At 69.1% G+C, this 24,787-nt stretch carries 20 protein-coding genes; 13 read left to right on the top strand and 7 right to left on the bottom strand.

The annotated features are described in order from the left end of the window. The first annotated feature begins 410 nt into the window (after positions 1-410). Both OHQ87_RS21585 and OHQ87_RS21580 read left to right on the top strand, forming a co-directional pair. Positions 411-1,748, top strand: coding sequence for an AAA family ATPase (locus OHQ87_RS21585; RefSeq protein ID WP_328340545.1), 1,338 nt, complete (start codon positions 411-413; stop codon positions 1,746-1,748). Between the two features lie 182 nt (positions 1,749-1,930). Beyond that, on the top strand, positions 1,931-2,476 hold the full coding sequence (locus tag OHQ87_RS21580; RefSeq protein ID WP_328340543.1) for a hypothetical protein: 546 nt from the start codon (positions 1,931-1,933) through the stop codon (positions 2,474-2,476). A gap of 459 nt (positions 2,477-2,935) precedes the next feature. On the opposite strand, the gene OHQ87_RS21575 is transcribed toward OHQ87_RS21580, so the two are convergent. Both OHQ87_RS21575 and OHQ87_RS21570 read right to left on the bottom strand, forming a co-directional pair. Beyond that, entirely contained in the window at positions 2,936-3,481 is a 546-nt protein-coding gene (locus OHQ87_RS21575; RefSeq protein WP_328340542.1) for a flavoprotein, read from the bottom strand. Beyond that, on the bottom strand, positions 3,478-4,653 hold the full coding sequence (locus OHQ87_RS21570) for a hypothetical protein (RefSeq protein ID WP_328348945.1): 1,176 nt from the start codon (positions 4,651-4,653) through the stop codon (positions 3,478-3,480). Before OHQ87_RS21570 ends, OHQ87_RS21575 begins: the two co-directional genes overlap by 4 nt. Positions 4,654-4,799: 146 nt before the next feature. Between OHQ87_RS21570 and OHQ87_RS21565 the strand changes: the two genes are divergently transcribed. The 9 genes from OHQ87_RS21565 to OHQ87_RS21525 all read left to right on the top strand — a co-directional run bounded on the left by OHQ87_RS21565 (position 4,800) and on the right by OHQ87_RS21525 (position 14,535). Beyond that, positions 4,800-6,041: a hypothetical protein gene (locus OHQ87_RS21565; protein ID WP_328340541.1), complete on the top strand. Its 1,242-nt coding sequence runs from the start codon at positions 4,800-4,802 to the stop codon at positions 6,039-6,041. Then, positions 6,041-6,943 (top strand): bifunctional diaminohydroxyphosphoribosylaminopyrimidine deaminase/5-amino-6-(5-phosphoribosylamino)uracil reductase RibD, encoded by a 903-nt coding sequence (ribD, locus tag OHQ87_RS21560; protein WP_328340539.1) that lies wholly within the window; start codon positions 6,041-6,043, stop codon positions 6,941-6,943. The genes OHQ87_RS21565 and ribD overlap by 1 nt, the downstream gene beginning before the upstream one ends. A 370-nt stretch (positions 6,944-7,313) precedes the next feature. Continuing rightward, positions 7,314-8,408, top strand: a complete 1,095-nt coding sequence (locus tag OHQ87_RS21555) for an FAD-binding oxidoreductase (RefSeq protein ID WP_328340537.1) — start codon at positions 7,314-7,316, stop codon at positions 8,406-8,408. Further along, positions 8,405-9,094: an N-acetyltransferase gene (locus tag OHQ87_RS21550; RefSeq protein ID WP_328340535.1), complete on the top strand. Its 690-nt coding sequence runs from the start codon at positions 8,405-8,407 to the stop codon at positions 9,092-9,094. Before OHQ87_RS21555 ends, OHQ87_RS21550 begins: the two co-directional genes overlap by 4 nt. Before the next feature lie 113 nt (positions 9,095-9,207). After that, complete coding sequence (locus tag OHQ87_RS21545; RefSeq protein WP_328340534.1) at positions 9,208-9,609, top strand: hypothetical protein; 402 nt, start codon at positions 9,208-9,210, stop codon at positions 9,607-9,609. Further along, on the top strand, positions 9,606-11,063 hold the full coding sequence (locus tag OHQ87_RS21540; RefSeq protein WP_328340532.1) for an APC family permease: 1,458 nt from the start codon (positions 9,606-9,608) through the stop codon (positions 11,061-11,063). The genes OHQ87_RS21545 and OHQ87_RS21540 overlap by 4 nt, the downstream gene beginning before the upstream one ends. Before the next feature lie 200 nt (positions 11,064-11,263). Continuing rightward, positions 11,264-12,097, top strand: a complete 834-nt coding sequence (locus OHQ87_RS21535; protein WP_328340530.1) for a hypothetical protein — start codon at positions 11,264-11,266, stop codon at positions 12,095-12,097. Next, positions 12,094-13,317, top strand: coding sequence for a histidine decarboxylase (locus tag OHQ87_RS21530; protein WP_328340528.1), 1,224 nt, complete (start codon positions 12,094-12,096; stop codon positions 13,315-13,317). Before OHQ87_RS21535 ends, OHQ87_RS21530 begins: the two co-directional genes overlap by 4 nt. 144 nt (positions 13,318-13,461) lie before the next feature. Next, positions 13,462-14,535 carry a tetratricopeptide repeat protein gene (locus tag OHQ87_RS21525; RefSeq protein WP_328340527.1) on the top strand — a complete coding sequence of 358 codons (1,074 nt, stop codon included), beginning with the start codon at positions 13,462-13,464 and terminating at the stop codon, positions 14,533-14,535. A 176-nt stretch (positions 14,536-14,711) separates the two neighbouring features. Here OHQ87_RS21525 and OHQ87_RS21520 read toward each other — a convergent pair whose 3' ends face one another. After that, positions 14,712-17,714 carry a family 16 glycoside hydrolase gene (locus tag OHQ87_RS21520; RefSeq protein WP_328340526.1) on the bottom strand — a complete coding sequence of 1,001 codons (3,003 nt, stop codon included), beginning with the start codon at positions 17,712-17,714 and terminating at the stop codon, positions 14,712-14,714. A gap of 263 nt (positions 17,715-17,977) precedes the next feature. Here OHQ87_RS21520 and OHQ87_RS21515 point away from each other — a divergent pair, with 263 nt between their 5' ends. After that, positions 17,978-18,649 (top strand): DUF305 domain-containing protein, encoded by a 672-nt coding sequence (locus OHQ87_RS21515; RefSeq protein WP_328340525.1) that lies wholly within the window; start codon positions 17,978-17,980, stop codon positions 18,647-18,649. A gap of 73 nt (positions 18,650-18,722) precedes the next feature. On the opposite strand, the gene OHQ87_RS21510 is transcribed toward OHQ87_RS21515, so the two are convergent. Then, complete coding sequence (locus OHQ87_RS21510) at positions 18,723-21,272, bottom strand: FIMAH domain-containing protein (RefSeq protein ID WP_328340523.1); 2,550 nt, start codon at positions 21,270-21,272, stop codon at positions 18,723-18,725. 350 nt (positions 21,273-21,622) lie between these two features. Here OHQ87_RS21510 and OHQ87_RS21505 point away from each other — a divergent pair, with 350 nt between their 5' ends. Next, positions 21,623-21,958 (top strand): STAS domain-containing protein, encoded by a 336-nt coding sequence (locus OHQ87_RS21505; RefSeq protein WP_328340521.1) that lies wholly within the window; start codon positions 21,623-21,625, stop codon positions 21,956-21,958. A gap of 7 nt (positions 21,959-21,965) precedes the next feature. On the opposite strand, the gene OHQ87_RS21500 is transcribed toward OHQ87_RS21505, so the two are convergent. From OHQ87_RS21500 to OHQ87_RS21490, 3 genes are read right to left on the bottom strand one after another with little or no spacing between them, the layout of a single operon-like run. After that, positions 21,966-23,213: a PP2C family protein-serine/threonine phosphatase gene (locus OHQ87_RS21500; protein ID WP_328340519.1), complete on the bottom strand. Its 1,248-nt coding sequence runs from the start codon at positions 23,211-23,213 to the stop codon at positions 21,966-21,968. 46 nt (positions 23,214-23,259) lie between these two features. Then, positions 23,260-23,811 (bottom strand): hypothetical protein, encoded by a 552-nt coding sequence (locus OHQ87_RS21495; protein ID WP_328340517.1) that lies wholly within the window; start codon positions 23,809-23,811, stop codon positions 23,260-23,262. Between the two features lie 41 nt (positions 23,812-23,852). After that, complete coding sequence (locus OHQ87_RS21490; protein ID WP_328340515.1) at positions 23,853-24,653, bottom strand: SigB/SigF/SigG family RNA polymerase sigma factor; 801 nt, start codon at positions 24,651-24,653, stop codon at positions 23,853-23,855. Positions 24,654-24,787 lie beyond the last annotated feature (134 nt).

Raw genomic sequence — 24,787 nt, 5'->3', positions numbered from 1 at the left:
CAGAGACGGCAGCAGTAGCCCAGCCCGGAACCGATCCGGCAAGCTGCGTACGCAGTAGGCGAGCCGCCAGCCCGATGCGTACTGAGTGGCGACTCCCTCACGAACATCGACGGCGCGCGGGCACCCGGAGGTCGCGTGATCGGGTACGCGAACCGTCCGCCAAAGCCGAGAGGTTCCAGGCAGCCGGAGAGGATTTGGTGGTGACCAACTGCGGGAGGTCGTTGATGCATGTGTCAAGCGACTCTCAGTGTCTGATGTCGGGTGAGACCTGTGCGAGCCAACACCTCTAGCCAAGGAGCAGTCCACCGGAGCACCGAGACGATGACCCGCTCCCGGCTACAGCAGTAGACTGCTCGCAGCGATCAGCGCTATCGACTAAGCACGGACCGTAGATTGGTGGAGGACTGTCGGTGTACTTACAGCGCCTGCGCATCCAGGGAGTGCGAGGCTTCCAGGGGTCTCGCGCTGTCGACCTCCGCTTTGAGCGGAACACCGACGATAAAGATCTTTTCAAGCGCTATCGGGGATTCTGCGTTATCGCTGGCCGCAATGGGTCAGGTAAAACAACCCTCCTTCGTGCCGCCGCAACTGCGCTGGCCGGTCCCGAGGTAGCGAACAGCTTGACGGAGGGCGATCGGGACTGGATCAGTCATGGACAGACAATGGCAACGGTCAGCGCAGAGATCGTACGAGACTCCTTCGAGGTCAACCTGGGCGCGGGCCGACCTGCGGACTCCTTCGCCGCTGCACTGAAATGGGAACGGACTGAAGGTGCGCGAGCGCGGCCTCAGGCCGACACACGCCGCGGTCGAGGCGGCAAGATGGCCGAGCGATCGCTCTGGTCTCCGAAACCGACTGGCTGGTTCGCCGCGGGCTACGGGCCATTCCGGCGCTTGGCCGGCACGAGCGGCGAGGTCGCACGCCTGATGGCCGGAGACTGGACAGCGGCACGCTTCATAACTCTGTTCCGAGAGGAAGCCTCACTCGCCGAGACGGTGCAGTGGCTTCAGCAGGTCAACTATCGCGCCAGATCCGGGCGTGCCGGTTATGCGGAGTTGGAGGAGCGTGTCATCGGGCTTCTTAACGACGGCCTGTTTCCCGACGGCTATTTGGTTGATAGGGTCGATCCGGACGGTCTGTGGATTACCAAGGAGTCCGGAATGCCCGTCCGAATCGACGAGATGAGCGACGGCTACCGCACCGTCACGGCACTGGTAACCGATATCGTGCGCCAAATAAACGAATGCTTCGACGGGAAGATTGAGTGGGGTGAAGAAGGTCAGGCGGTCATCTTCACGTCGGGAGTCGTACTCATTGACGAGATCGACGTCCATCTTCACGTTTCCTGGCAAAAACGTATCGCGCCATGGCTGCTGGAGCATTTCCCATTCATTCAGTTCATTGTCACAAGCCATAGCCCGTATATTTGTCAGAGTGCGTCGCCGGGTGGCCTGATTCAGCTTCCAGGGCCGGAGGAATTGTTCCCACCGCGTATCGCCAACGAGGAACTCTTCCGGCGTGTCGTGAATGGAAGTGGTGACGATGCTGTTTTGACGGAGCTATTCGGATTGGACTCACCGTACTCCGAACGCGTTGACGAGCTGCGAAGTGCGCTGACCCGACTGGAGCGGCTCGCCATTCGCGGTCAGGCAAGCCCAGAAGATCTCGCCAGGCTGACGGAGTTGTCCGAGGCTCTGTCGCCGTCGCCCGGGAGCCGGGTGCGTGACGTGTTGGGGGACGACGTTTGATCCCGATCGCGCGTCGGCCGCTTCCCGTGCAGATCTCAGAGCGCCTAATCGACAAAACCGCGCAGATTGTGGCCAGCGCAACCCCTCAAAAGACGGCTCGCGCGAGTTGGAGCGCCGCAACCGGTACCCGCCGACAGCTCAAGGCTCAGCTTCTACGAATGTGTGCGCGACCTTCATTCTGCATGTACTGCTACGAAAGCCGCGGCACGGACGTCGACCATTTCGTGCCGATTGCCCGCGATCCTGCGCGAACCTTCGAATGGAAAAACCACATCCTCGCCTGCGGCTATTGCAATCAGCAGGCAAAGAAGGAGCGTTTCCCGGTCGACCTGACCGGGCATCCGCTGCTGCTGGACCCTAGCGTGGACGACTCCGCCGACCACATGACCCTCGCCAGTACCGGGCAGTTTATCGACCTCACGCCCCAGGGCCGCGAGACCATCGACCTGCTCGGACTCAATGCCCGCAGCGAGTTAGTTGAGGCGCGATATCGATCGTGGCGGGGTGTCATCCGCGTCTTCGAGCAGGCGGCACGCGAAAAGCCTACGATCGATGCCGATGACCTGGAGGATCTGCGCTTCTTGCCAGTGGTCGACGCATTTCACCACTTCGCGCACGACGTCGCCACCGACCGCCTCATCCATAAGGCCGTCGCTCCCGAACTGGCCCGTTATGCATTGCACAGTCTTCCTATAGTGAAGTCGATTTTTGCGGGTTGCCGTCTGTAGTGTCGGCGTCAGAATGAGGTCAGGAATATTCGCGTACGTGTGTTTGGGATTTCTTTACTTGGTCAAGGGTGGGCCTGCGGCCCGCCGCCGTGTCGCGTCGGGGCGCGCCCGTCGATAGTTCTGCCGGCTCTGGTCGCATTGATCAACAGCTACGTTCGCCGTCGGTAGGCGTCTTCTTGTTCGTGTACTTGATACTTGCTCAGCGTAGTTCCCCGTCGCGCGGGGAAGGGTGGGGTGTGGGGCGTCCGTAGGGTGGTGGGCGTGACCGATGTGAGTTGGGCAAGCGCTGGTTCCATTTCTCGGCGGCCTTCGCCTGGCTTCATCCGCGTACGACGCGGGGGTTGAGTCGGAACCTGTCGCGGAAGACGTCGGCTGACCGCAGTTCGACGGCAAGGCGCGTTTGGTGCTGCTGCGGGCTTTCCCACCCCCGCACCCGTTCGCCTCGGCGCTTTTCATCGATTAGGCAGCATGCCGGGCCGCGATCTCGAACGCGGTTGTCCAGGGAAAGTCGCTCTGCCGGTCGTTGCCGCCACCGGGCGGGTGTGGCTCCCAGCCGTGTTCCGGGCCGAGCATGATGTGTAGCCCTTCGGCGCGGAGGCTGGCTACGGCGTGGCGGAAGGGGAGTCGTGTGGCGAGGGCGGTGTTGACGAAGGGGACAATGACGGTGGGTATGTGTCGTCCGATGAGTTCGGCGATGGTGGTCATGGCGTAGTTGTCGGCGAGGCCGAGGGCGATCTTGTTGATGGAGTTATAGGTCGCGGGTGCGACGACCAGTGCATCGGTGGTGGGTAGCGAGCGGCGGGTGCCCGGAGCTGCGCGGTAGTCGGATCGCACGGGAGTGCCGGTCAGCTTTTCGATGGCCGGTATGTCGATGAAGCTGGTTGCGTCGGGTGTGGCGGTGACCGCTGCGGTCCAGGACTGCTGGTGTGCGGTGTTAATCAGGGTGGTGACGTCGGGTGCGGGGCCGGCGGCGCAGACGACGATCTGGAGGTGGTTGCCTGTCATTGGGGGATTCCGGCGGTCTGGGTGAAGTTGACGACGGCTGCGCGTATCGGGCCCGTGGTGAGGCGGGTGAGGTCGTTGGTGAGGCGGTGGACTGCTGGGCGGCAGCGGATCTCTTCGGGTGCGACCTCGTATGCGGTGCGGAGGGCGTTGAGGCCCTGTTCGTGGCGTCCCCACTGGGTGTAGGCGCGGGCCACATCGACGTGCAGCGTGGCTTTGCGTTCGGCGAGGGTCACCTTTTCCAGGGGCACGGTGCGGGCGATGTCGATGGCGGTGCCGGCGTCGCCGAGGGTGAGGGCGATGTTGACCCGGTGCAGCAGGACGTTGGTGGCACCGAAGCCGGTCCACCGGTCGTTGCCGTCATAGCCGAGTCGGGTCGCGGCGCGGGTCGCTTCGTCGAGCATGGTGTGTGCGGTGTCCCGGTCGTCGCGGCGGGCTGCGGCGACGGCACCGCGTAGGACGAGGGAGCCGTACACGGCGACCGCGTCGGTCGATGCGAGGCGGGTGTCCCGGTCGAGTACGCCGGCCGCGTCTGCGGCGAGGGTTACCGCCTGGTCGTCGTGGTGGTTGCTCATCAGAGCGTGGGTCATGATCCGTGCGCTCGCGGCGACCGCCACCGGGTCCTGGCTCGTCGCGGCGGCGCGGGTGCTCCGCTCGGCGGCGATCAGGGCCATCCCACGGTCGCCCAGCTTGAGCAGGACGCTACCGACGACGTGGTACAGCTCGGCGGCGAGGACGTTGACCTGCATCTGATGCCCGCTTTCCGCGTCGACCGTTGCGGGCTCGAGGGCGGGTAGCAGCGTGACGAGCTGATCGAGGACGCGCTCGTACCGGCATGCCTGGTAGTCGTGTTTGACGGTGGCCACCTTGCGGGAGAGCTGCTGCACGGACAACACCGTGGCCGGTGGTTGCCGGAGCGAGACGAGCGCGTCGAGCACCGGCGCGACGCCGGGGGCACCGGCGACGCTGACCGCAGCGCTGCGCAGAAAGTCTCGCCGTCGCACGTCACCATCCGAGTCCGAGCTGTGGTGGCTGTCCTCACCAGTATCGGCATCCGGACCGGTATGCGGCAGCGTGGTGCTTTCGGCTGCACCGTTGGTGCCCATCGCGCGCAGGACTGAGACGAAGGTGTCCGCCGCTTCGTCCGGGGTGTGGTTGGCCTTGCCGTACGACAGACGGGTGTCGGCACTCTCGGCAGGACACTGACGTCCTTAAACTCAGCCGTGTTGTTTCCAGACCTGTGCTGTATCGCAGGTGGCTGATCTATACAGCCGGTGGCATAGTCGGCAGGGCCCGGCAAGCTGGACCGAGAGGAGAGAGGGTGCCTCGTCATCCGGACACGGTGATCGCGCCGAACACCGTGCTCACCGCTGCCCGGAAACGGTTGCCGTCACCGATGCGTCCCGGCCAGTGTATGTCCCGGAGTGAGCTGGCTGACGCAGTCAACGCGACGCTTGACGCCATTTACTCGGGCCGTGACGTTACCGCCCACTACGTCGACTTTCGTTGGATTGGCAAGTTGGAGCGCGGCGAGCATCGTTGGCCCAGCGCAGCACGAAGGGCTGCCCTGCGCAAGGTGCTCGATGCCGCCACCGATGCGGATATTGATCTCTACAGTCCGCGAAGGAGCGATGGGGCGCACATCGTCGACGGGCAGCTCGAAGCTCGACCAGGCAGTTGGGACGAGACGATCCACTTGCTGCGCGAGGAGTGGCATCTTCTGGTTCAGAACGACAAGACGTTCGGGCCGGAGTATGCCTTGATGGGGGTCAGTAGGCAACTCGCGACGATCGAGGCGCTTCTGCATGAGGTACCTGAGACCCTGCGGCCTGCGGCGGTTCGGCTCGCTGCCCAGTACGCCGAGTCTGCTGCTTGGCTCAACCAGTCCCTCAATGACCACTACGCAGGCCAGCGCTGGGCCCAGCAAGCACTCTTCTGGGCACGGCAGATCGCCGACCCCGCGATGACTGCTTGGGCCATCTACCGCAGCAGTCAGCAGAAACTGGCCGCTGGGCGATTTACCCGAGCAGTTGAGCAGGCCGAAGCGGCGTTGCGCTACGACCAGAAGCTGCCTGGACCGATGCGAGCGGCACTGCGGGTTCAGCACGCGCACGCCCTGGCGGGTACGGGCGAGCACCACGCGGCCATGCGTCTGCTCGACGACGCGCATAACTGGGCAGCAGACCGTCGTCCAGGCAAGCCTGAGGGGGAGCACGGCTCCTACTGCACCAGCGGTTACATCGAGGTGCACCGGGGCGCATGCCTTCGGTTGGCGCAGCGTCCAACGGAGGCGATCGCTGTGCTGGACGAAGCTCTTCCGACGATCCCATCGCGGCATCGTCAAGACTTCGCATCCGCCCTCTTGACCAAGGCCGCCGCCCATGCCGCAGCCAGCCAGCCCGACTTGGCCGCCGCGACGGCACATCGTGCTTTGCGCATCGCCCGTCGGGCGGGAGCACGGCGAGTCCTTGATGGACTCGCCCAACTCGGCACCATCATTCGCGTGCACCAGCAACTCCCGCACGTCCGTGCCTTCCTCGATGAACTCAAGGAGGCTTCCTGATGGCATCCGCATCAGAGTTGGCCGCGATGCGGTACGCGATCACACTGTCATCATTCGGTCTTGGCACCACGAGTCCGAACCCGCCTGTCGGCTGCGTCGTCCTCGATCGCCACGGCGATGTTGTAGGCACGGGGTATCACCGGCGTAAGGGAGAAGCACATGCCGAGGTCAACGCCCTGCGCGCAGCTGGGAGCGCAGCGCGAGGGGGCACAGCCGTCGTCACGCTCGAACCATGCAACCACATCGGCGTCACTCCGGCCTGCCGCCAAGAACTCATTAATGCTGGCATAGCCCGAGTCGTTATCAGCATTATCGATCCCACATCCCGGGGCGACGGGGGTGCCGCCGTCCTGACCGCTCACGGCGTCGACGTCGAGACGAACGTGATCCCCGACGAGACCCTTATAGTCCTCGGGCCCTGGCTCGTCGCTACCCGGCGCCGCCGGCCCTACCTGACATGGGCCTACGCCTCGGATGGCAAGGACAGCGTCGCGGCCGATGAGCGGCTGACAAACGACCTGCGTATGACGGCAGACCTCGTTTTTGGCGGAGGCCCGATAGAGGAGGGCACCCCCGGTGGCCACGCCTCCGCACACTTCACGATACCCACCGACCCGACCAGTGATCTTCGCGAGTGGCTGTCAACCTGCTATGCCGCTGGCTCTCGGTCCATCCTGTTGATAGGTGACCAACACTCTGACGAACTCCGCGAGGGCCTCGACTGCGTCGACGAGATCGTGATCTCTCTAGACGCAACTTCACCGTCCGCTGATCTCGCAGCCGCATGGTGCCTCACCCCGCCCGGCTTCGAGTTGGCCGACATCGCTTCCGGCGGTAGCGGCGTGCGCGTTCGACTTCGTCGCCCCATCCTCTCGCTACCCCCCATCTGCGAGATTTCCTGAACTTGGCTCGGGTGTCATATCTCCTTGCTCGCCGGCGAGCTTCGCGTATCGCGGCGCTCTTGTGGATCCCAGTAAAGTTCATGTCTGCGATTCCTTAGCAGTTCATGTGCTGGTCGGACCGTAGGTCAGTACGTGAGGTGGGACCGAAGGTCGGCCTTCCCGGAGCTCCGCCCTTCGGGGATTGTTGATCTATGGCTAGCAATCCCCGAGCGTGGACCCTGGGCGGAGAAGGTGAATGCGCCGGATGAAATGGCTCCTCTCGGCCAATGGTCGAACGCGCGAGTTTGGTCCAACAGAGGTGCCGACTATCATCTCCGCTGATCATGAGCGGGCGGCGGAGCACTTCTGGTCGGTCATGGTGGATCGGGATGTGCGATTCCTTCCGGAGCGGCTTGCGCCGCTGTTCTTCTCGACGTTGGTGGAGTCGATCGCTGGTCGGGGTGATCCTGCTGCCCGTCGGGCGGGTCTGGTGGTGTTGGGCCGGTGGTATCGGCGGTGTGACCTGCATCCGCACCACGGGGCGGTGATCGCGGCGGCCCTGGTGGACACGGTGCGCCGGTTCGCGGGGGAGTCATGGAAGCCGGAGTTGGCCCACATCTGGGAGCAGGATTGTCTTCGGGTGTGGCGTTCGGCCGGGCAGTCCGCAGGGATGCTGGGTGACGGCCCGAGTGTGACGTTCGGTGTGGTGGAGTCGGTGGTGTCGGCGTGTGACGACGTCGCGGTGGTGACGGTCCGTCCGGTGCGGCGTCTGCGTTACACCCCGGGTGACGCCCTGCCGGTGTGCTCGCCTCGGATGCCGGGCCAGTGGCGGTGGTTGTCTCCGGCGAACGCGCCACGTCCGGACGGGACGGTCGAGTTCCACATCCGTGCCATTCCCAATGGTGCCGTCTCACCTGTGCTCGTGGGGCAGGTGGAGGTGGGGGAGTTGCTGTGGTTGGGGCCGGCGTGTGAGGTGGGGTTGTCATTGCCGGCGGGTGACGCCGATCTACTGCTGGTTGCCGGGGGTACCGGGTGGGCGCCGTTGCGGGCGTTGGTGGAACAGGTCGCGGCGTCGCCGGTGCGGCGGCGGGTGACGTTGGTGGTGGGTTCCCGCACCCTGTGGGATCTGTATGACGCGGCGGTGTTGACCATGCTGCGGCGGGTGCATGGCGACTGGTTGTCGGTGGTGTTGGCGTTCTCCGACGACGGGGATGTCGACCCGGCCGCGCAGGGTGGCCTGGTGGGTCTGGTGTTGTACCACTACGTACCGGGGCAGGCGGTGTTGGTGTGTGGGCCGCCGCAGTTGGTCGAGGAAGCACGGGCGTGGTTGCCGATCGGTGGGGTGGAGCCGGGTGATCTGCATCTGGCGGTGACGTTCCGGCACACCTTCGACGCGGCGTTGTGGGCATCCCGCCAACGCACTTCCACGGTCGGCGAGGCGTCCGGTGGCGAGGGTGGGGACCGCCGGGCGGGGGATGTGTCGTGACGCGGTCGGCGGTGGTGTGCCGGGCGTCGGGTGCGGATCTCGACGTGTTGTCGGTCCTCGTCGTGCAGGCGTTGTCGGTGGGCCCGGTGGGTGCCTGGTTGGTGCCGGTCGCCACAGATCGTCCGCAGGTGCTGCGCCGGTATGCGCGGCTGGCCGTGTCGTGGGGGTTGGCGCACGGCCAGGTCGACACAACCGGGGACCGGTCGGCGGTGGCGGTGTGGTTCCGGCGTGGGGAGGTGCCGGTGCCGTCGGCGGTGTGGATGTACGACCTGCACCGGGTCCTCGGCTCGCAGGCGTCCCGGTTTGCCCTGTGGCACGCGTACCTCGATGCCGTGGTGCCGCACGTCCCGCACGCCTACCTCGCGCACCTCGCCACCCACCCCGGCCACGACGACACCGCGCGGGCGTTGCTGGCCGCCCACCACCGGGTGTTAGACACCGAAGGGCTTCCTGCGTACGCGGAGTGCCCGGGTGGCCGCCCCCGGGAGGGCCTGTTGGCCGCGCTGGGATACGAGCCGAGGTCACCGATCCTGCTGGAGCCGGACGGTCCCGCCCTGTGGCGGATGTGGCGGCCCACCCCCGACAGCGGTCGGTCGTGTGGCGGGCTTCCCCCTCGGGCCCGGCTGCGCCGTGGCGTGACCGTGTCGCGCGGCCGGCTCATCCCCGCACCGCCGCGTTCTCCCTGACCACGTTTCCCTGACCACGCCCGGTAGGGCACCACCCCGATCAGCAGCTGGCGATGGCCGTGTGGCCCGCCGGTCATCCCTGTGTACCCGTTCTCTGAAGGAGGGCTTGCTTCATGTTGTTTGTTGTCGATCGTCCGGTGGTCATGTTCCCGCCCCGTCGGCGTGAGCTGGGCTGGTGGTTGCCGCCCTGGTTGGCTCCTGTCCGCTCGCGGCCCACCGCCCCCGACAGCGCGGACGGCGAGGACGGCGCGGGGGTAGGGGCGGGGGTGGATCTGTGGGGGTATGCGATCCGTCGGGAGTGGTCGGACGGTGCGCATGACCTGTTCGGGTTCACGCCGCGTGCGGGTGTGGCGTTGCGGCGGTTGGACCGGGATCGGGGTTACTGGCGGGGTGGGCCGGTGCGTCCGACGGCGGTGTTGCTGGTCACCGCGAGCGCCGGCGATGTGGTGTCACATCCGGTGCGGGGTTGCCGGAAGTTGTCGTGCCCGGACTCGTTGCAGTGGGGGCAGCGATGACGCCGTATGTGCAGGTGGCGCTCGCCCGGCGGACGATGACTCCGACTGGCTTGTCGATTTTCGGTGCGGCGGCGTCCGCGCCGATGGTGGTCCTCGCCGGTGGTCTCGTCACCACCTACGCCACGACCCGGGTGACGGCGTTGCCGTTGACGTTCATCCTGGTCGCCGCAGTGGTGGCACTGCTGATGGTGGGTTACACCGCGCTGGCCCGGCAGGTCGGTCATCCGGCGGCGTACTACGGCATCCTCGCCCACGGTCTCAGCCGCAGTTGGGGTGTCGCCGCCGGCCTGGTCGCCCTGGTCGCGTACACGGCGATCCAGACCAGCCTGTACGGGCTGTTCGGGGCGACCCTCGCCGCCCAGCTCGGCGGCACCTGGTGGGTGTGGGCCGGCATCGCCTGGGCTGTTGTCAGCGCGCTCGGGGTGCGGGCGATCGTCCTGTCCACCTGGGTCCTCGGCGGGGTCCTCGCGGTGTCGCTGCTGATCGTCGGCCTGTTCGTCGTCGCCGGTCTCGGTTCTCCGTCCGACGGGACGGTGTCGTGGGAGGGGTTCGACGTCTCCGGTCTGGGGGTCGGGGGGATCGGTGGGGCGGTGGCGTTGTGTGTGGCCGCGTTCATGGGCGTCGACGCCCCCGGCTCGTTCGTCGAGGAAGCCGTCGACCGCCGGTCGATTGGCCGCGCCACGATCACCGCCGTCCTCGTCCTGGGTGGTGTGTATGCCGCTGCGGCGTGGGCGATGGGTGTCGCCGTCGGCCCGCAGACTGTCGCCACCCGCGCTGCCGACCCGTCCTCCGGCCTGCCCTTCACGATCCTCGAAGCCGCAGGCGGGATGTGGGTGGGCATCGCCGGGCTGGTGCTCGTGTTCGCGATCGTCACCTCGATGCTGGCGTTCCACAACGTCATCGCCCGCTACGTGTTTGCCATGGCCCGTGAAGGTGTCCTCCCCACCGGTCTCGCCCAGACCGGGAGTACGACCCGGGTCAGCGCCCCACGCGGCGGCTCCCTCAGCCAAACCGGGGTGGCAGCCCTCGTCGTGGGGGTGTTCGCCGTCAGCGGGACTGATCCGGTGGCGGTGACGTTCACCTGGCTGTCCACCCTCGGCGCGCTCGGTTTGCTCTGCCTCCTCCTCGCCGCCTCGATCGCCGCACTGGCCGCCCCACCCGCAGTGCGGGGTGAACGGGCCGGAATGTGGCAGTGGAAGGTCGCACCCGCGTTGGGGGTGCTCGGCGGGTCGGTGGTCCTCGTCGCGATGGTCGGCAACGTCGGCTCCCTCCTCGGAGCCGTACCGGGGTCGCCGTATCCGCTGCTGCTTCCGGCGATCCTCGTCGCCACCGCCATTGCGGGCGGCGTGTGGGCCGCCCACCTGCGGCGGTCTCAGCCGGAGGTCTACGCCGGCATCGGCCACGGCACCCCGAAAACCCACGCCGTACCCGACGCCCTCCACATCTCCATCTGACCCCCGAGGAAGACCCGACCATGAAGACCTACACCGTCCACATACCAGCGGCACGGGGGCACCACAGCAGTGACCCGCTGGACCCGGCCTGGCGACCCGAACCCCCACGACCGACGCCACCACCCGGCCCCCGCCGACCAGCAGACCACCAACCCCCACCGGGTCTCAGCCTGGTCCAGCCGCCCCCGCCGGACTACCGGATGCCCGACGAGCGACCGTACCGCCGGGACACCCCTGTCCACCCGGCCCCACCCGAGCACACCCCGTCACCTCCCCCGCAGCAGGGGGAGCCCGACAGCGGGGTGTCGGCCGAGGCCCGATGGTGGGCCGACCTGCGCCAGCAGGTCGTCTACCGGGCGAAACGCCTGAACACCGGACACATGATCGAAGCAGACCAGCGGTACGGGCAGCGTGACGCGCTCGGCCCGCACGGGGTGATGTTGTTCTTCGTCTCCGAAGCTGCGGCCCAGCCGCACGGCTACCAGCTGCACACCGCCTACCGGTTGTGGCTGGCGTCTCCGGAGTCGCAGCACCTGCCCCGCCTGCTGGCGGACCTGACCGAGGTTGTCGGGGACAGCATTGCGCGGGCCGGGTCGGCGGGTCGGTGGTGGCATCCGTTGGGCCCGCAGGGGTCGATGGTCAACGGCGGCGACATGACCCTGCCTTCCGGGGCCGTCTACGTCGGGGTGGGGGTGACCACCCTCGACTCAGACCAGGGGCGTTGGCAGCAGCTCGCCCGGACCCTGCGCCACCCGGGCGATGACCGTCGCCGTTCGGTGTTCGACCTCAAGGGTCAGTGTTTCGTCCTGCTGACCGACGGCACCGTCCTGCACGTCGACCGTGACCCCCATGCCCCGATCGGCGCGGACGGTGTCCGCTGCACCAAACCCCTCGACCCCGACCGGGTCACCTACTACAACCCCCACGAACACCTCACCGACCAGGGCGACAGCATCACGCGTGACACCTGGCGGCAGGTGACCATGCTGCACCACACCCTCACCGGGCACCTCCTCACCGGACGCCGCGCATGACCCACACCCCCGTGCCCGCTCGTCTGCGTGGTCTCGCCGAGGCCGCCGACCTCAGCCGTACCCCGGTCGACATCACCGCCGTCCTCGACCACCTCGTCACCCATGCGGACACAGCCGCGCCGACGAGCATCGGCTTCCCTGGCGCGGTCGACCTGGACCATCGGGAGGTGATGGCCCGCCTCGGCCGCCGGCTGTGGAACAACATCGGCGACCCGACCGACGTCGGCGGGACCGCCCACACCCGGGTCCTCGAACAAGCCGTCATCGCTTGGCTCGCCGACACCCTGACCATGCCGGTCGACGACCGGTGGGGCTACGTCACCACCGGCGGCACCGAAGGCAACCTCTCCGCCCTGCACGCCGCCCGCCGTCGTCTTCCGACGGCACGGATCTACTACTCGACTACCGCGCACTACTCGATCCCGAAGATCGTCGAGATGCTCGGCGCACGCGGGGTGGTGGTCCAGGCGGGTGCGGACGGGGAGATGGACTACGACCACCTCGCCGTCGGGGTGCGCCGGCACCGGCGGTGGCCGGCGATCGTGGTCGCCACCGCCGGGACCACCATGACCGAGGCGGTAGACGACACCACCCGTATCCGGGCCGTCCTCGACGCCTTCGAGGTGCCGGGCCGGCATGTGCACGTCGATGCGGCCCTGTCCGGCATCCCCCTGGCCCTCGACGGGCGGCTGCGCCTGGACGACGACAGCGGCATTGGCAGCATCGCGGTGTCGGGGCACAAGTTCTTCGGGGTGCCGACGCCGTGTGGGGTGGTCCTCATCCGCGACAGCCTCCGCCGCGAGGGCGCCCCGGTCACCTACACCGCGACGCTCGACTCGACGGTCACCGGGTCGCGCTGTGGGCTGGCTGCCGCCCTGCTGTGGCATGCCATCGCCACGCATGGGCGGGAGGGGCACCGGTGGCGGGTCAGCGAAGCCCGCCGTCTCGCCGCGTACACCGTCGACCAGCTCACCGCCGCCGGCTGGCCCGCCTGGCGACACCCCCACGCCTTCACCGTCGTCCTGCCCACCCCACCCGCCCCGGTACGGGCGAAGTGGCTGCTCGCTACCGACGCGGACGTCAGTCACCTCATCTGTATGCCCGGCGTCACCCAAGGGCAGATCGACGCCTTCGTCGCCGACCTCACCGACAGCACCCCGAGATCGATCCCACGCCCCCGACCAGCGTCCTCACCAACCGCCAGCATCAGCACCCCCTGACCGCCGTCCGCAGCCCTGACTGCCTGGTCAGACGCATCGGCCGGCGTCCACGAGCCCGACCAAACCGGCGCATCGCCCTGGTCGGGCCCGCCGGCCTCACCTCGCCCCCTGCCCATCCGTCTTGCCGAGGGACCGATCTTCCTGATGGCCTTGCCCCGTAAGTACACCTCCGATGTCATGACCGCCGCCGTGCGTCAGGTCGAAGCCGCCCGCGCGACCGGCCGGCGTGGCCCGATCAGCAGCGTCGCCCGGGAACTCCACCTCGACCGCCGGCTCCTCCAAACCTGGGTCACCAAAGCCCGCACCCAAGCAACCACAGCAGTCCCACCCACCACGCCGCGCACCGATGCTGGGGATGATCCGGTGGTGCTGCCGGACGGTCTGCTGCACTGCCGGTTCTGCCAACAACCCATGACCGCAACCTTCACCGCCGCCGGTCTCGTCTACGACTGCCCGCCGCCATGCCGCCGCCCCCCACTGAACGCGGTGGCTGTCGCCCAGGCCGTGGGGAAGGTGGTGCTGGGGCACGCCGCGCACCTCGTACCGGCCCTCACCCACCCCAAGCAGGCGGGCATCGCCGCTGCTCATGCTCACCGGCTCGTCAACCGCATCACCGTCGGCCTGCGCCCCGCCGACCTGCGCATCACCTGGCCCACCATTGCAGGTCAACCCCGGCATGCTCTGGTCGAGGAGTTGCGCGTGGCCCGGCAACTCGCCACCACCGACCCCACCCGCACCCACCACCTCCTACAGAGCATCCTCGCCGGCGTCGATCCCGCCACCACCGCCACCAGCACCCACCACGCCGACGCCGCACACCTCCTCGCCACCCTCCTGCACAGCCGTGCCGCGATCCGTTGGGCGGACTACGCCCACCGCAGCTTCACCCACCTCCACGGCCCCACCGACCCGCTCACCCTGGGCGCCGCGCACACCCTCGCCACCGCCCACCACCGGGCCGGACACCACCAACGCGCCTACCGCCTCTACCGGCAACTCGCCGACCACCTCACCACCACCGCCGGACCCGACGCGCACCCCACCCTCGCCGTGCGGGCCACCACCGCGCTAGTCCTGCACGACCTCGGCCACCACGACGCCGCCCACACCCTCCTCACCGACACCATCACCCGCCACCGCCGCGCCCACCCCGACCACCCCGCCACCCAACGTATGGCCGACCACCTCCACCACCTGCGGCACCCCCGAGACCCCTAGTAACGCAAGGAAGACGATCAGGTTCGGCAATCTGGTTAGGCCGCGATGTGGGCCAGCGTGAGCGACCGCCGACGTGGCGGACCGTCGGCAGGAACGTACGTCGGCAGGGACCTCGGCCCGCCGGCACGGCGCGGCCGGGGCCGCCGAAACGGTCCCGGCCGCGTCTCCAGCGGGGGTCACCCGTCGAGTGGCTTGATCCAGATCTTGCGGTACTGGACCGGGTTGCCATGGTCCTGGAGCCGGATCGCGCCGGCCGCCGGACCCTCCGGCCGGCTGCCGCCGGTCGGGCCCAGGATCTCCACGTCGTCGTGCACCGTGACGCCGTTCCACACCACGGTGACCCGGGGGTTCGCCACCTTGACGCCGGCCGCGTCGTAGCGGGCCTGACGGTATTCGATGTCGTACGTCTGCCAGGTCTGCGGCGGTCGGGCCGCGTTCACGTCGGGCGCCTTCTGGGTGTAGATGGCGGCGGCGTCGTTGTGCTGCGGCGGGTCGACGCCGAACGAGTCGAGCACCTGGATCTCGTAGCGGTCCTGGAGGTAGACCCCGCTGTTGGCGCGCTGCTGGCCGGTCACCTCCGGCGGGTAGAGCGGCAGGTTGAACTCCACGTGCAGCCGGAAGTCGCCGAACGCCTGCACGGTGCGCAGGTCGCCGCCGCGTACGGTCATGGTGTTGCCGGCGAGCGTCCACTCCGGTTCGCGCCCGTCGGTGTGCTGCCACTCGGTGAGGTCACCGCCGTCGAACAGGGTGATCCGTTCACCGCGCGGCCGGACGGCGAGCACGTCGAGGTTCACGTGCCCGGAGTCCGCGCCCTCCTTACGGTATTCGACGATGTTGCGGCCCCGCCGCAGGTGCGCCTTCGTGCTGACGGTGCCCCACTCCTCCCAGGTGACGGTGGAGGGGAAGACCGTCTGTTCGATCCGCTTGCCGTTGACATAGAGACTGAGCTGTTTCGGGCCGGAGAACGGGTTGGGGCCGTTGCTGTAGCGCATGGCCAGGTCGTGGTTGCCGGCCTCGGGGACGTCCACGGAGATCCGGGTCGACGAGCCGTCGTCGGCGAACCCGGCGGCGAAGCCGGCACCGGAGTAGGCGGCGTGGTCGGTGGCCAGGCCGACGCCGACGGTACGACCCTCCTCGGCCTCGAAGAAGGTCTGCGGCTGGGACACCCGGCCGGGGATCTCGTTGAGCGTGTACCAGGCCTCGGTGTTCCACAGCTGCTCGCCGTCGGCGGCGGAGAACGGGCGCGGGGAGCGGACGTGCACCACCCGGTTCTCCTTCAGGCCCGGGATCCGCAGCCGGACGGTGCGACCGTTGGCCGCCAGCACCGCCTTGGTCACGGTGAGCTTCTCCAGGTCGAGCTTGGGACCGCCGTACTGGCTGGTCGCCCCGTAGCGCCACTGCGTCACCTGGTACGCCTCGGCGAGCCGCGCGGCGGTCTCGGCCGAGACCGGCTCGGTGTATTCCAGGTCGAACCCGCCTGCGGTGGCCCGCATCTGCTTGACCTCGAACGTCGAGGTGCCGTTGGGGGTGAGCTTCTGCAGGCCGTAGCTGAGCTTGCCCTCCTGCCCCCAGTTGCCGCCGGCACCCACGCCGCCGACGTAGAGCGCGCCGTCGGGGCCGAGGGCGACCTCGTTGACGCCGGCCTCCAGGCCCTGGGTGTGCCGGAACACCGCCCCCTGGTACTGCCCCTCGACCTCGTCGAGGTAGACCCGTTGCAGGCCCCCGTAGGTCACGTCGCCGACGACGAGCTGCCCGGCGTACGGTCCCTGCGCCAGCAGCACCGGAGTGGACGGTGAGTTGCCGATCTCGTTCTGCGGAAGCCAGGCGATCGGCCGGGTGACCGGCTTGTCGTCGAACGGCCCGTCGGGGCTGGTGTAGTGGTTGAAGAACGCCCCCTGCTGGATCTGGACCAGCTTGGACGCGGGCAGCCAACCACCCTGGTTGTCGGTGACGAGGACCTCGCCGCGCGGCCCCCAGCCGATCCCGTTCGGAGTGCGCAGGCCACCGGCCACATACGTGATCTTGCCGGTCCGGGCGTTCACCTTGATCGAGGTGCCCCGGTTGGGGGCGGGCTGCGGCACGGTGGTGGCACCACCCTGGTTGATCGCGACCGACAGGTTGAGGTGGAAGAACCCGTCCCGGTAGAGCAGGCCGAAGGCGAACTCGTGGAAGTTGCCGCCCCACGGCCAGGTGGCCACCGTACGCCTGTCGTCGGCGACGCCGTCACCGTCGGTGTCGCGCAGCGCGGTCAGCTCGTGCTTCTGGCTGACGTAGACGGTGCCGTCGACCACGGCGACGCCCTGCGGCTCGCGCAGCCCGTCGGCGAACCTGCGGTAGGTGACCTGTCCGGGACCGGTCGCGCCGGTGGCCCCCTCGACCAGGTAGATCTCGCCTGTCGCGTTGTCGGTGCCGCCCCAGGTGCTCAGGACCAGGCCGCCGTCGGGGCGGAACGCCATCCCGGTGACCTGCGGTCGGAACCCGTCGGGGCGCAGGTCGGTGAGGGTGTAGCCGGGGTGCGTCCGGTCGAGCGGCAGGCCGTCACCTGCCGAGTCGGTGGCCCCCTCGCAGTACTTCCAGCCCGGCGCGGTGACCCGGACGACCCCGGCGTCGGTGCTCAACGCGGAGTTCGGGACCAGGGTGAAGTCGGCGGCCCCCGGCGGACGCCATTCGAGCCGCAGCACCTGGCCGCCGCCGTCGTCGAAGTGCTCGATCCGCAACGGGTGCAGGCCGGCGGTGAGGGTGGCCGACCCCTCCTTGGCGGTCTCGCCGTGCAGCCCGTCGTGGTCGACCACGACCGTGTCGCCGACGGTCAGCCGGGAGCCGTCGTCACTGGTCAGGCGGAAGGCGTAGGTGCCGTCGACAGGTGCGGCGAGGTTGCCGGTGACGTGGCTGACGAACCGGTCGGAGAGCCCGAAGTCGTCCGTGCTGGTCCAGTTGACCTGCGGCATCAGCTTGTCGACGTTGGGTGTCTGCGCGGGTTTGAGGGTGCACAGCGCCGACAGTGGGGTGCCCATGTCGTACGTGCGCAGGGTGACGCCGGGTTCCTGTGGCGGGACGTCGGCGGCGGGTGCGGCGGTGGCCGGGGTGACGGACGCGGTGGCGAGCACGGTCGCCAGGGCGGTGCCGGCGGCCACGAGCCCGGGTCTGCGACGCCGGCGACGCCGGTGCGGGGTGGTCATGCTTCCTCCAGTGGTGGTGGGCCCGGCCGGGGAGGGACCGCGCCACTTTCTTCCGATGGCGGGTAGGTATGGAACACGTCACACCAAAGATTGATCGCAGACGCTAGCACTTTCGATCGATTCGGGGAAACTTTTCGATGCATGAACGAAAGTGACCCGGAGTGGGCCTGATTCCACCGGGTCGTGGGCTGGTGGGGGTGCCGGAGTTGAGGCACTATGCCGGTGGAATCTGCGCAGCTCAAGCTCGGACAGGTAGGTGAATCGTGCCGCTGCCCCGTCGCGTGGTCGTGTCAGGTGTGGTCGCCACGGCCGTCCTCGGTGCGGCGGTGGGCGCGGTCGTCTGGGCGGGCCGGGACGATCCGGCGTACCAGCCGCCGATGTCGCATGTGGTGCAGCCCGGAGCACCCGGCCAGCCGGGCCGGCAACTGTCCGGCACCGACCTGTCGCAGGTCTCACCGCCCGGGTTCACCGCGGCCGACAGCCTGTTCGTCCAGGGCATGATCCCGCACCACACCCAGGCCCTGGCGATGACCGCGCTGCTGGCCGGGCGGACCACCAGCCCGGACGTCACGCTGCTCGCCAAGCGGATCGAGGTGTCGCAGGGCGACGAGATCGCCCGGATGCGGAACTGGCTCGCCGAGCGCAACGTACCGACCACCGGCCCGCACGGCGGCGCGGGGCACGACGCCCTCATGCCGGGGATGCTCACCGCCGCGCAGCTCGACCAGCTCAGGCAGGCGCGCGGCGCGGAGTTCGACAGGCTCTTCCTCACCGCGATGATCCGCCACCACCAGGGGGCACTGACCATGGTGGAGCAGCTGTACGCGGGCGGCGGCGGGCTGGAACCGGCGAGCGACCAGTTCGCCCGCGAGGTCAACGCCGACCAGGGCATCGAGATCCAGCGCATGCAGCAGATGCTGGCCAAGCTCGGCTGAACCGGGGCCTGCCCGGAGATGCTGGGCAGGCCCCGGTTCCGTGCGGTCCGCCGGTCCGACAGGACCGGACGGGTTACCCGTCGAGCTGGTCGATCAGCGCCCGCGCGTCACGGACCAGCAGGTTGCGTGCGCCGGCGGCGTTGAGCGCGCCGGCCTGGTCGACGAAGGTGGTCAGGTGCCCGACCGCCTCCGCCTGCTGGCCGCCGGTGGCCGCTGTGCCGGCCTTGCCGAGGCTGGTCGTCAGCCTGTCGGCGTTGCCCGCGCTGACGGTGCCGGCGGACCGGTAACCGTCGACGAGCGCCTGGAGATCGGCGAAGGACGTCGTGGTGGTGAACGCGACGGACCGGGTGGTGGTGTTGCCGGCCTTGTCCTTCGCGGTCACCACCAGGGTGTGACCGCCCAGCGGGAGGCCGGACAGGACGACCGTGGCCCCTCGGGCGACCCGCTTGCCGTCCAGCAGCGCGCTGTCCGGGTTGATGCCGGGCCCGGAGCCGCTGTCGGTGATCGTCCAGTCCACCGTCACCGCGCCGGAGTCACCGTACGACGTCCCGTCGGTCAGTCCGGAGACCTGCACGGCAGGTGCGGTCCGGTCGACCTTGAGCCACTGGCTGCCCTGCCGGGAGGTGTTGCCGGCACCGTCGACGGCCCGGTAGCGCACCGGGCCCCTGACGTCGGCGCTGATCGTCGCGACGCCGCTGGCCGGCACGTCCACCCAGGTGACACCGTCGTCGACGGAGTACTGGCCGGTCCACATGCCGGCGATCAGGCCGGTCAGGGTGAGCGTGACGTCACCGGTGTACCAGCCGTTGTTGCCGGTCGGCTCGGCCGGGCCCACCGTGGCGGAGACCCTGGGGTTGAAGGTGTCCGCCAGGTCCACCACGGCCTGTCGGAGCGTGCGGTGCGGTGCGGCGTCGAGCGTGTCGGCAAGCGTCCGCAGTTGCGTCTCGGCGGCGTACCGCCGGCCGTCGGCCGCGAACTCCCCGGCCCGGCGCAGGGCCGCGTCGACCTCCGCGCTCAACGCCTGGTCGATCGCGTCGGCCCGGACCAACTGGTCGTGGTAGGCGCGGGCGAGCGCGAAGCTCGGCGTCCAGCTGATCTTCGGCTGCCCCTGGGCGTTGAACCCGGCCAGCTTCACCTGGCCTGCAGCCTCGATCTCGGCCGCCGACAGGTGTGCGCTGGGGGTCAGTTTGAACACGTCGAGGCCGCGGGCGATCTCGTTGCCGTAGAGGTTGCCGTTGTACCAGTACGCCGACCAGAAGCCACCCAGCACGAGCGAGTTCGGGTTGACCGGACCCCGGTCGAAGTACGCGATCTCGCGCGGGTGCGTCGAGTCGGTGAAGTCGAACACCGAGATGCCGCCCTGGTACCAGGCCTGCATCATGATGTCGCGGCCGGGCACGGGGATCAGCGAGCCGTTGTGCGCCACGCAGTTCTCCTGGAGCGACTGGGGCACCGGCAGCTTGTAGTAGCTGGCGAAGGTCATCTTCCGGTCGACGATGTCGAAGATGGCGTTCGCGCCCCACTGCGGCAGGTCGGTGTCGCGGCAGCGGGCCCCGCTGCCCCCGCCCCACTCGTCGGTGAAGATCACCTTGGTGCCGTCGTTGTTGAACGTCGCCGAGTGCCAGTACGCGAAGTTCGGGTCGGCCACCTCGTCGATCCGCTTCGGGTTCGCCGGGTCCGAGATGTCGATCAGGATGCCGTTGCCCTGGCACGCGCCGGCCGCCAGCCCGATCTCCGGATACGCGGTGATGTCGTGGCAGGCGTTGGTGTTCGGCGAGGGCGACCAGGTCGACCCGGACGGGTGCCGGGGCGTCACCGGGCCGTTCTGGAGGCCGTCGACCCGGCCCGTGGCCGGGTCCTGGAACAGCCTCGGCTGGTTGACCACGGCGGCGTTCTGGGGGGCCGCCACCGGCACCTTGATGACGTCGATCCGCCACCGCGACGGGTTCTCCCCGTCGGCGGCGTTGTTGTTGCAACCCTCCATCGTGGTCGCCGGGCGCACGGATGCCGTACCGGAGACGTAGACGTAGACGTTGTCGGCGTCCCGGGGGTCGGTCACCACCGTGTGGGTGTGCGAGCCCCTGCAGAGCTGCACCCCCGCGACCTGCACCGGGTTGCGCACGTCGCTGATGTCGAAGACCCGCACGCCCTGGAACCGGGTGCCGACGTTGGGGTTCGTGCCGCAGTCGACCCGTCCCCGGGTCTCCTCGACCGACATGAAGAGCAGGTTGCCCTGGACGGAGAGGTCACCCTGCCCGCCGGGGCACACCACGCTGGTGACCAGGGTCGGCTCGGCCGGGTCGGCGACGTCGGTGATGGTGAACCCGTTGTAGTTGCCCTGGAAGGCGTACCGTCCGCCGAAGGCGAGGTCCGAGTTGTAATATCCGCCGTTACCCGGGTTTGTCGGGTCGACGAATCCGGCTGGCTTGTCGCGGTGCGCCACCTGTTCCAGGTTGCTGATCGCGGACTGTGCGTCGAGCCAGCCCGCGCCGAGGCCGACGCGCGGATCGGGCTCCGCCGCCGACGCCGTGCCGGGCATCGCGCCGACCAGGAGCAACCCCGCGGCTGCCAGGCCGAGGGTCTGTCGACCCCGGCGTGTCCTGGTGGTCGAGTGAGATGTCATGTATCGCCTTCCGATCGAAGGACCAGCCACGACGTCCACATTGGCGTCGTGTGAGTAAGGACCGTACCGACGATCAATCGCTGGTCAAGGGGTTGATGTGAGCTATGTACGTGTTTGCGCGACAAGCCCTGCACATTCACCCTCAGGCGATCGCGCAGGTCACGACAGTCGTAGGAGCCGCGGGCCCCGTCCGTGCGCCACTCGTCGAGTCACCGCCCCGCTGCCGGCGCCGGTCCGCCGGCAGCCGGTCGCCGAGCGCTCGCGGCCGGTTTCTGGCACCGTGGGTGACACGTATTGCGGACCCGAGGCCCGGTACGCCGAGATCAGAGGGGGTTCACGTGGAGTTCACGATGTCGACCCGCCAGGAGGGCGCAGGCACGGTGCTGGAGGTCGCCGGTGACCTGGACATGAGCACCACACCGCAGCTGCGGGACCGGTTACGCGAGGTGGTGGAGGGTGGCACCCGGGTCGTGGTGGTCGACCTGACCGGGGTGGGGTTCATGGATTCCAGCGGCCTGGGCGCGCTCGTGGTCGCCTACCGGGACCTGCAACAACGCGACGGCTGGCTCGGGCTGGCCGGGGTCCGTCGGTCGGTCCGCACGGTGTTCTCGATCACCTCGGTGGACCAGGTCATCGGCATCTACGACACCGTGCGGGACGCCGAGGAGGCCGCCCCGGTGTCGTGAGACGTCCTCACCGGGGTGCGACGCTGGCCCGGCTGGTGTCGGCCCCGGCGCTGCTGCGGCGCGGCCCGTGGCTGTCGTACCAGTCGACGATCATCAGGGTGGCGTCGTCGGCCAGGTGGGGCCCGGCGGTGGCCAGCACCGCGTCGGACAGGGCCCGGACGGCCTCGCGGGGGTGCAGGTGCGCGATGTCGAGCAGGGCGGCGGGCAGGTCGAGGTCGGCGGCGTTGCGTTCGCGCATCCCGTCGGTGACCACGACCAGCCGGTCACCGGGCCGCAAGGGGATCTCGCCGCTGCGAAAGCTCGCCTCGGGGAACATCCCCAGCGGAAAGTTGCCGGGCAGTTCCACAGGCGTGACCCGGCCGTCGCGGACCAGTATCGGCGGGATGTGCCCGGCGTTGAGCAGTTCGCAGCGCCCGGTCGGCAGGTCGATGCGGCCCAGCACGGCCGTCACGTACGCGCCACGGACGTTGGCATGCTCGGCGATGGCCCGGTTGGCCTCCTCGGCCTGGGCGACCAGGCCCAGGCCACGGCGACGGGTGTTGCGCAGGCTGCCCACCCCGAGGGTGGCGGTCAGCGCGCTGGCGACCCCGTGGCCCATCGCGTCGGTGACCCCGAGGTGCAGCACGTCCCGGTCGACGCTGTAGTCGAAGGTGTCCCCACCGACGCTCGCCGCCGGCTCCAGCCAACCGGAGAGGGTGAACGCGCCGGCCTCGCAGGTGAACGAGGCGGGCAGCAGTCGACGTTGGATCTCGGCGGAGAGGGTGAACGGAGTGCTGCGCTGCCCCCACTCGAACAGGTCGGTGTGCCGCCGGTTGGCGATCACCACGAACGCCAGCGCGTGCGCGGTACGGGCGACCCGGTCGATCACCTCGGCGTCCGGCTCGTCGGGCAGGTCGATCTCCAGCAGACCGATGGCCTCGCCGCGTTCGGTGACGGGTGCGAGCAGCCGCCACCGGCCGGGACCGGGCAGCACCCGGGCGGCCTGCTGTCGAATCGCCTGCTCGTAGGGGCCGCCGTCGAAGGGCAGCACCTCGGCGACCTCGTCGTCCTGGAGGCCGCCGGGGCCGTCGGTGGCCGGTTGGTGGGTCAGCCGCACCAGCGCCCGCCCGCTGAGATCGGCGATCAGCAACGAGACACCGAACGCGTTCAACGCCGAGGCGATGGCCCCGGTGACCGCCTCGACCGCCTCGACCGGAGCGGCGTCCTCGGCCGACTGCAGCATCTCGACCAGCACGGCCTGCTCGCTGTCCTCCACCCGCCGAGCATATGCACTCCGGGTGCCGGTCGCCTCACGGGCGGATTCAGCGACGGTCGAGGGCGGACTCCAGCCGTCGGATGAGCGTCTTGCGTCCCTTGCCCCGACGTTCCGCCCGCAGGGCGGCCCGGAGCTGGGCGGTGTCGAGGTCACGGACGTGCCGGGTCGCCTCCGCGACGGGCAACTCGGTGAGGGAGACGGCCGACGCGGCGGTGCGGCGTGCGCGTCTGGCCGGCCCGGTGTTGGCGACGTACTGCCGGCCGGACGTCGACGCCCTGCGCTTCCTGGCGTCGGTGGCGCGCTGCTGCTGCGGGGAGAGCTGCTTCCAGGCCTGGTCTGGCAGGTAGCGGTCGGTCTCACCGTCGTGGCGGGCCCGGCTGGTGCCCTGCCTGGTCCGCCACTTCTGGTCGCCCCAGCGCCGCAGGGACTTCTGCCGCTCGTCCCGGGGACCCTGGTAACCGCCGCCGCGCTGCTGGTACTCCCTGGTCAGCAGCTGCGACTTGCGTGCCGACCACTGCCCCGGCCGGCCGCCCCGGTCGCCGGCCCGGATCTCTTCCTTCAGCTGCTCCCGCAGCTCGGGCTTCGTGTACCGCGCCATGGGCACCGGATACCCGTGGCTGCCCGCCGTACTCGCGGGGCTCAGCCCTCGTCGGTGAGCCGGCCGCGCAGCGTGGCCAGCGCCCGGGTGATGAGCCGGGAGACGTGCATCTGGGAGATGCCGATCCGGTCGGCGATCTCCGCCTGGGTCAGGTTGCCGTGGAAGCGTAGGGCCAGGATCTGGCGTTGGCGTTCCGGCAGGGTGGCCAAGGCGGGGCCGAGGGCGACGTGGATCTCGACCAGCTCGAAGTCGTGGTCGTCGGCGCCCAGCGTGTCGGCGAGATCCATGCCACTGTCCGTGCCGATGGGGGTGGACAGCGAGGTCGCCCGGTAGGCCCGGGCACCCTCCAGCCCTTCCAGGACGGTCTCCTCCGGCAGGTTCAGGTAGTCAGCCACGTCGGCGACGGTCGGCGAGCGCCCCAGCGTGTGGGTGAGGGTGCTGTTCGCCTCGCTGACGGCCAGGCGCAGTTCCTGGAGACGGCGAGGAACCCGCACCGACCAGGTGCGGTCCCGGAAGTAGCGCTTGATCTCACCGACCACCGTGGGGATGGCGTAACCGGTGAAGGCGACCCCCCGGGTCGGGTCGAAGTGGTCGACCGCCTTGATCAGCCCGACCGCCGCGGTCTGGGTCAGGTCCTCGTCCTGGACCCCGCGTCCCGAGTAGCGACGGGCCAGGTGCCGGGCGAGCGGCAGCCATGCCTCGATGGCGTGTGCCCGCAGCGCCGGACGGCGCGGGTCGTCGGCCGGCATCGCGGCCATCGCCGCCAGGAGATCGTCGGCACTGGCGGCCCTGGTGCTCTGGTCGTGCTGCTGGCGGGTCGTCGGTTCGGCTGTGGTGAGCATGGTGGGCCTTCCGCACGTGCCCGCTGATCGGTACGACCGGAAGTGCTCCGAATCGGCTTGTCGCCGTAGCACGCGGACGGGCTGCGCACTGTCGCAAGGTCACGATCACGGGTCTGGTCACCGCGTCATGTCGT

This window comes from Micromonospora sp. NBC_00421, from assembly GCF_036017915.1.
GTDB lineage: Bacteria > Actinomycetota > Actinomycetes > Mycobacteriales > Micromonosporaceae > Micromonospora.
The sequence above is the reverse complement of the archived record's forward strand: the minus strand, read 5'-3'. Positions and strand labels throughout refer to the sequence as shown.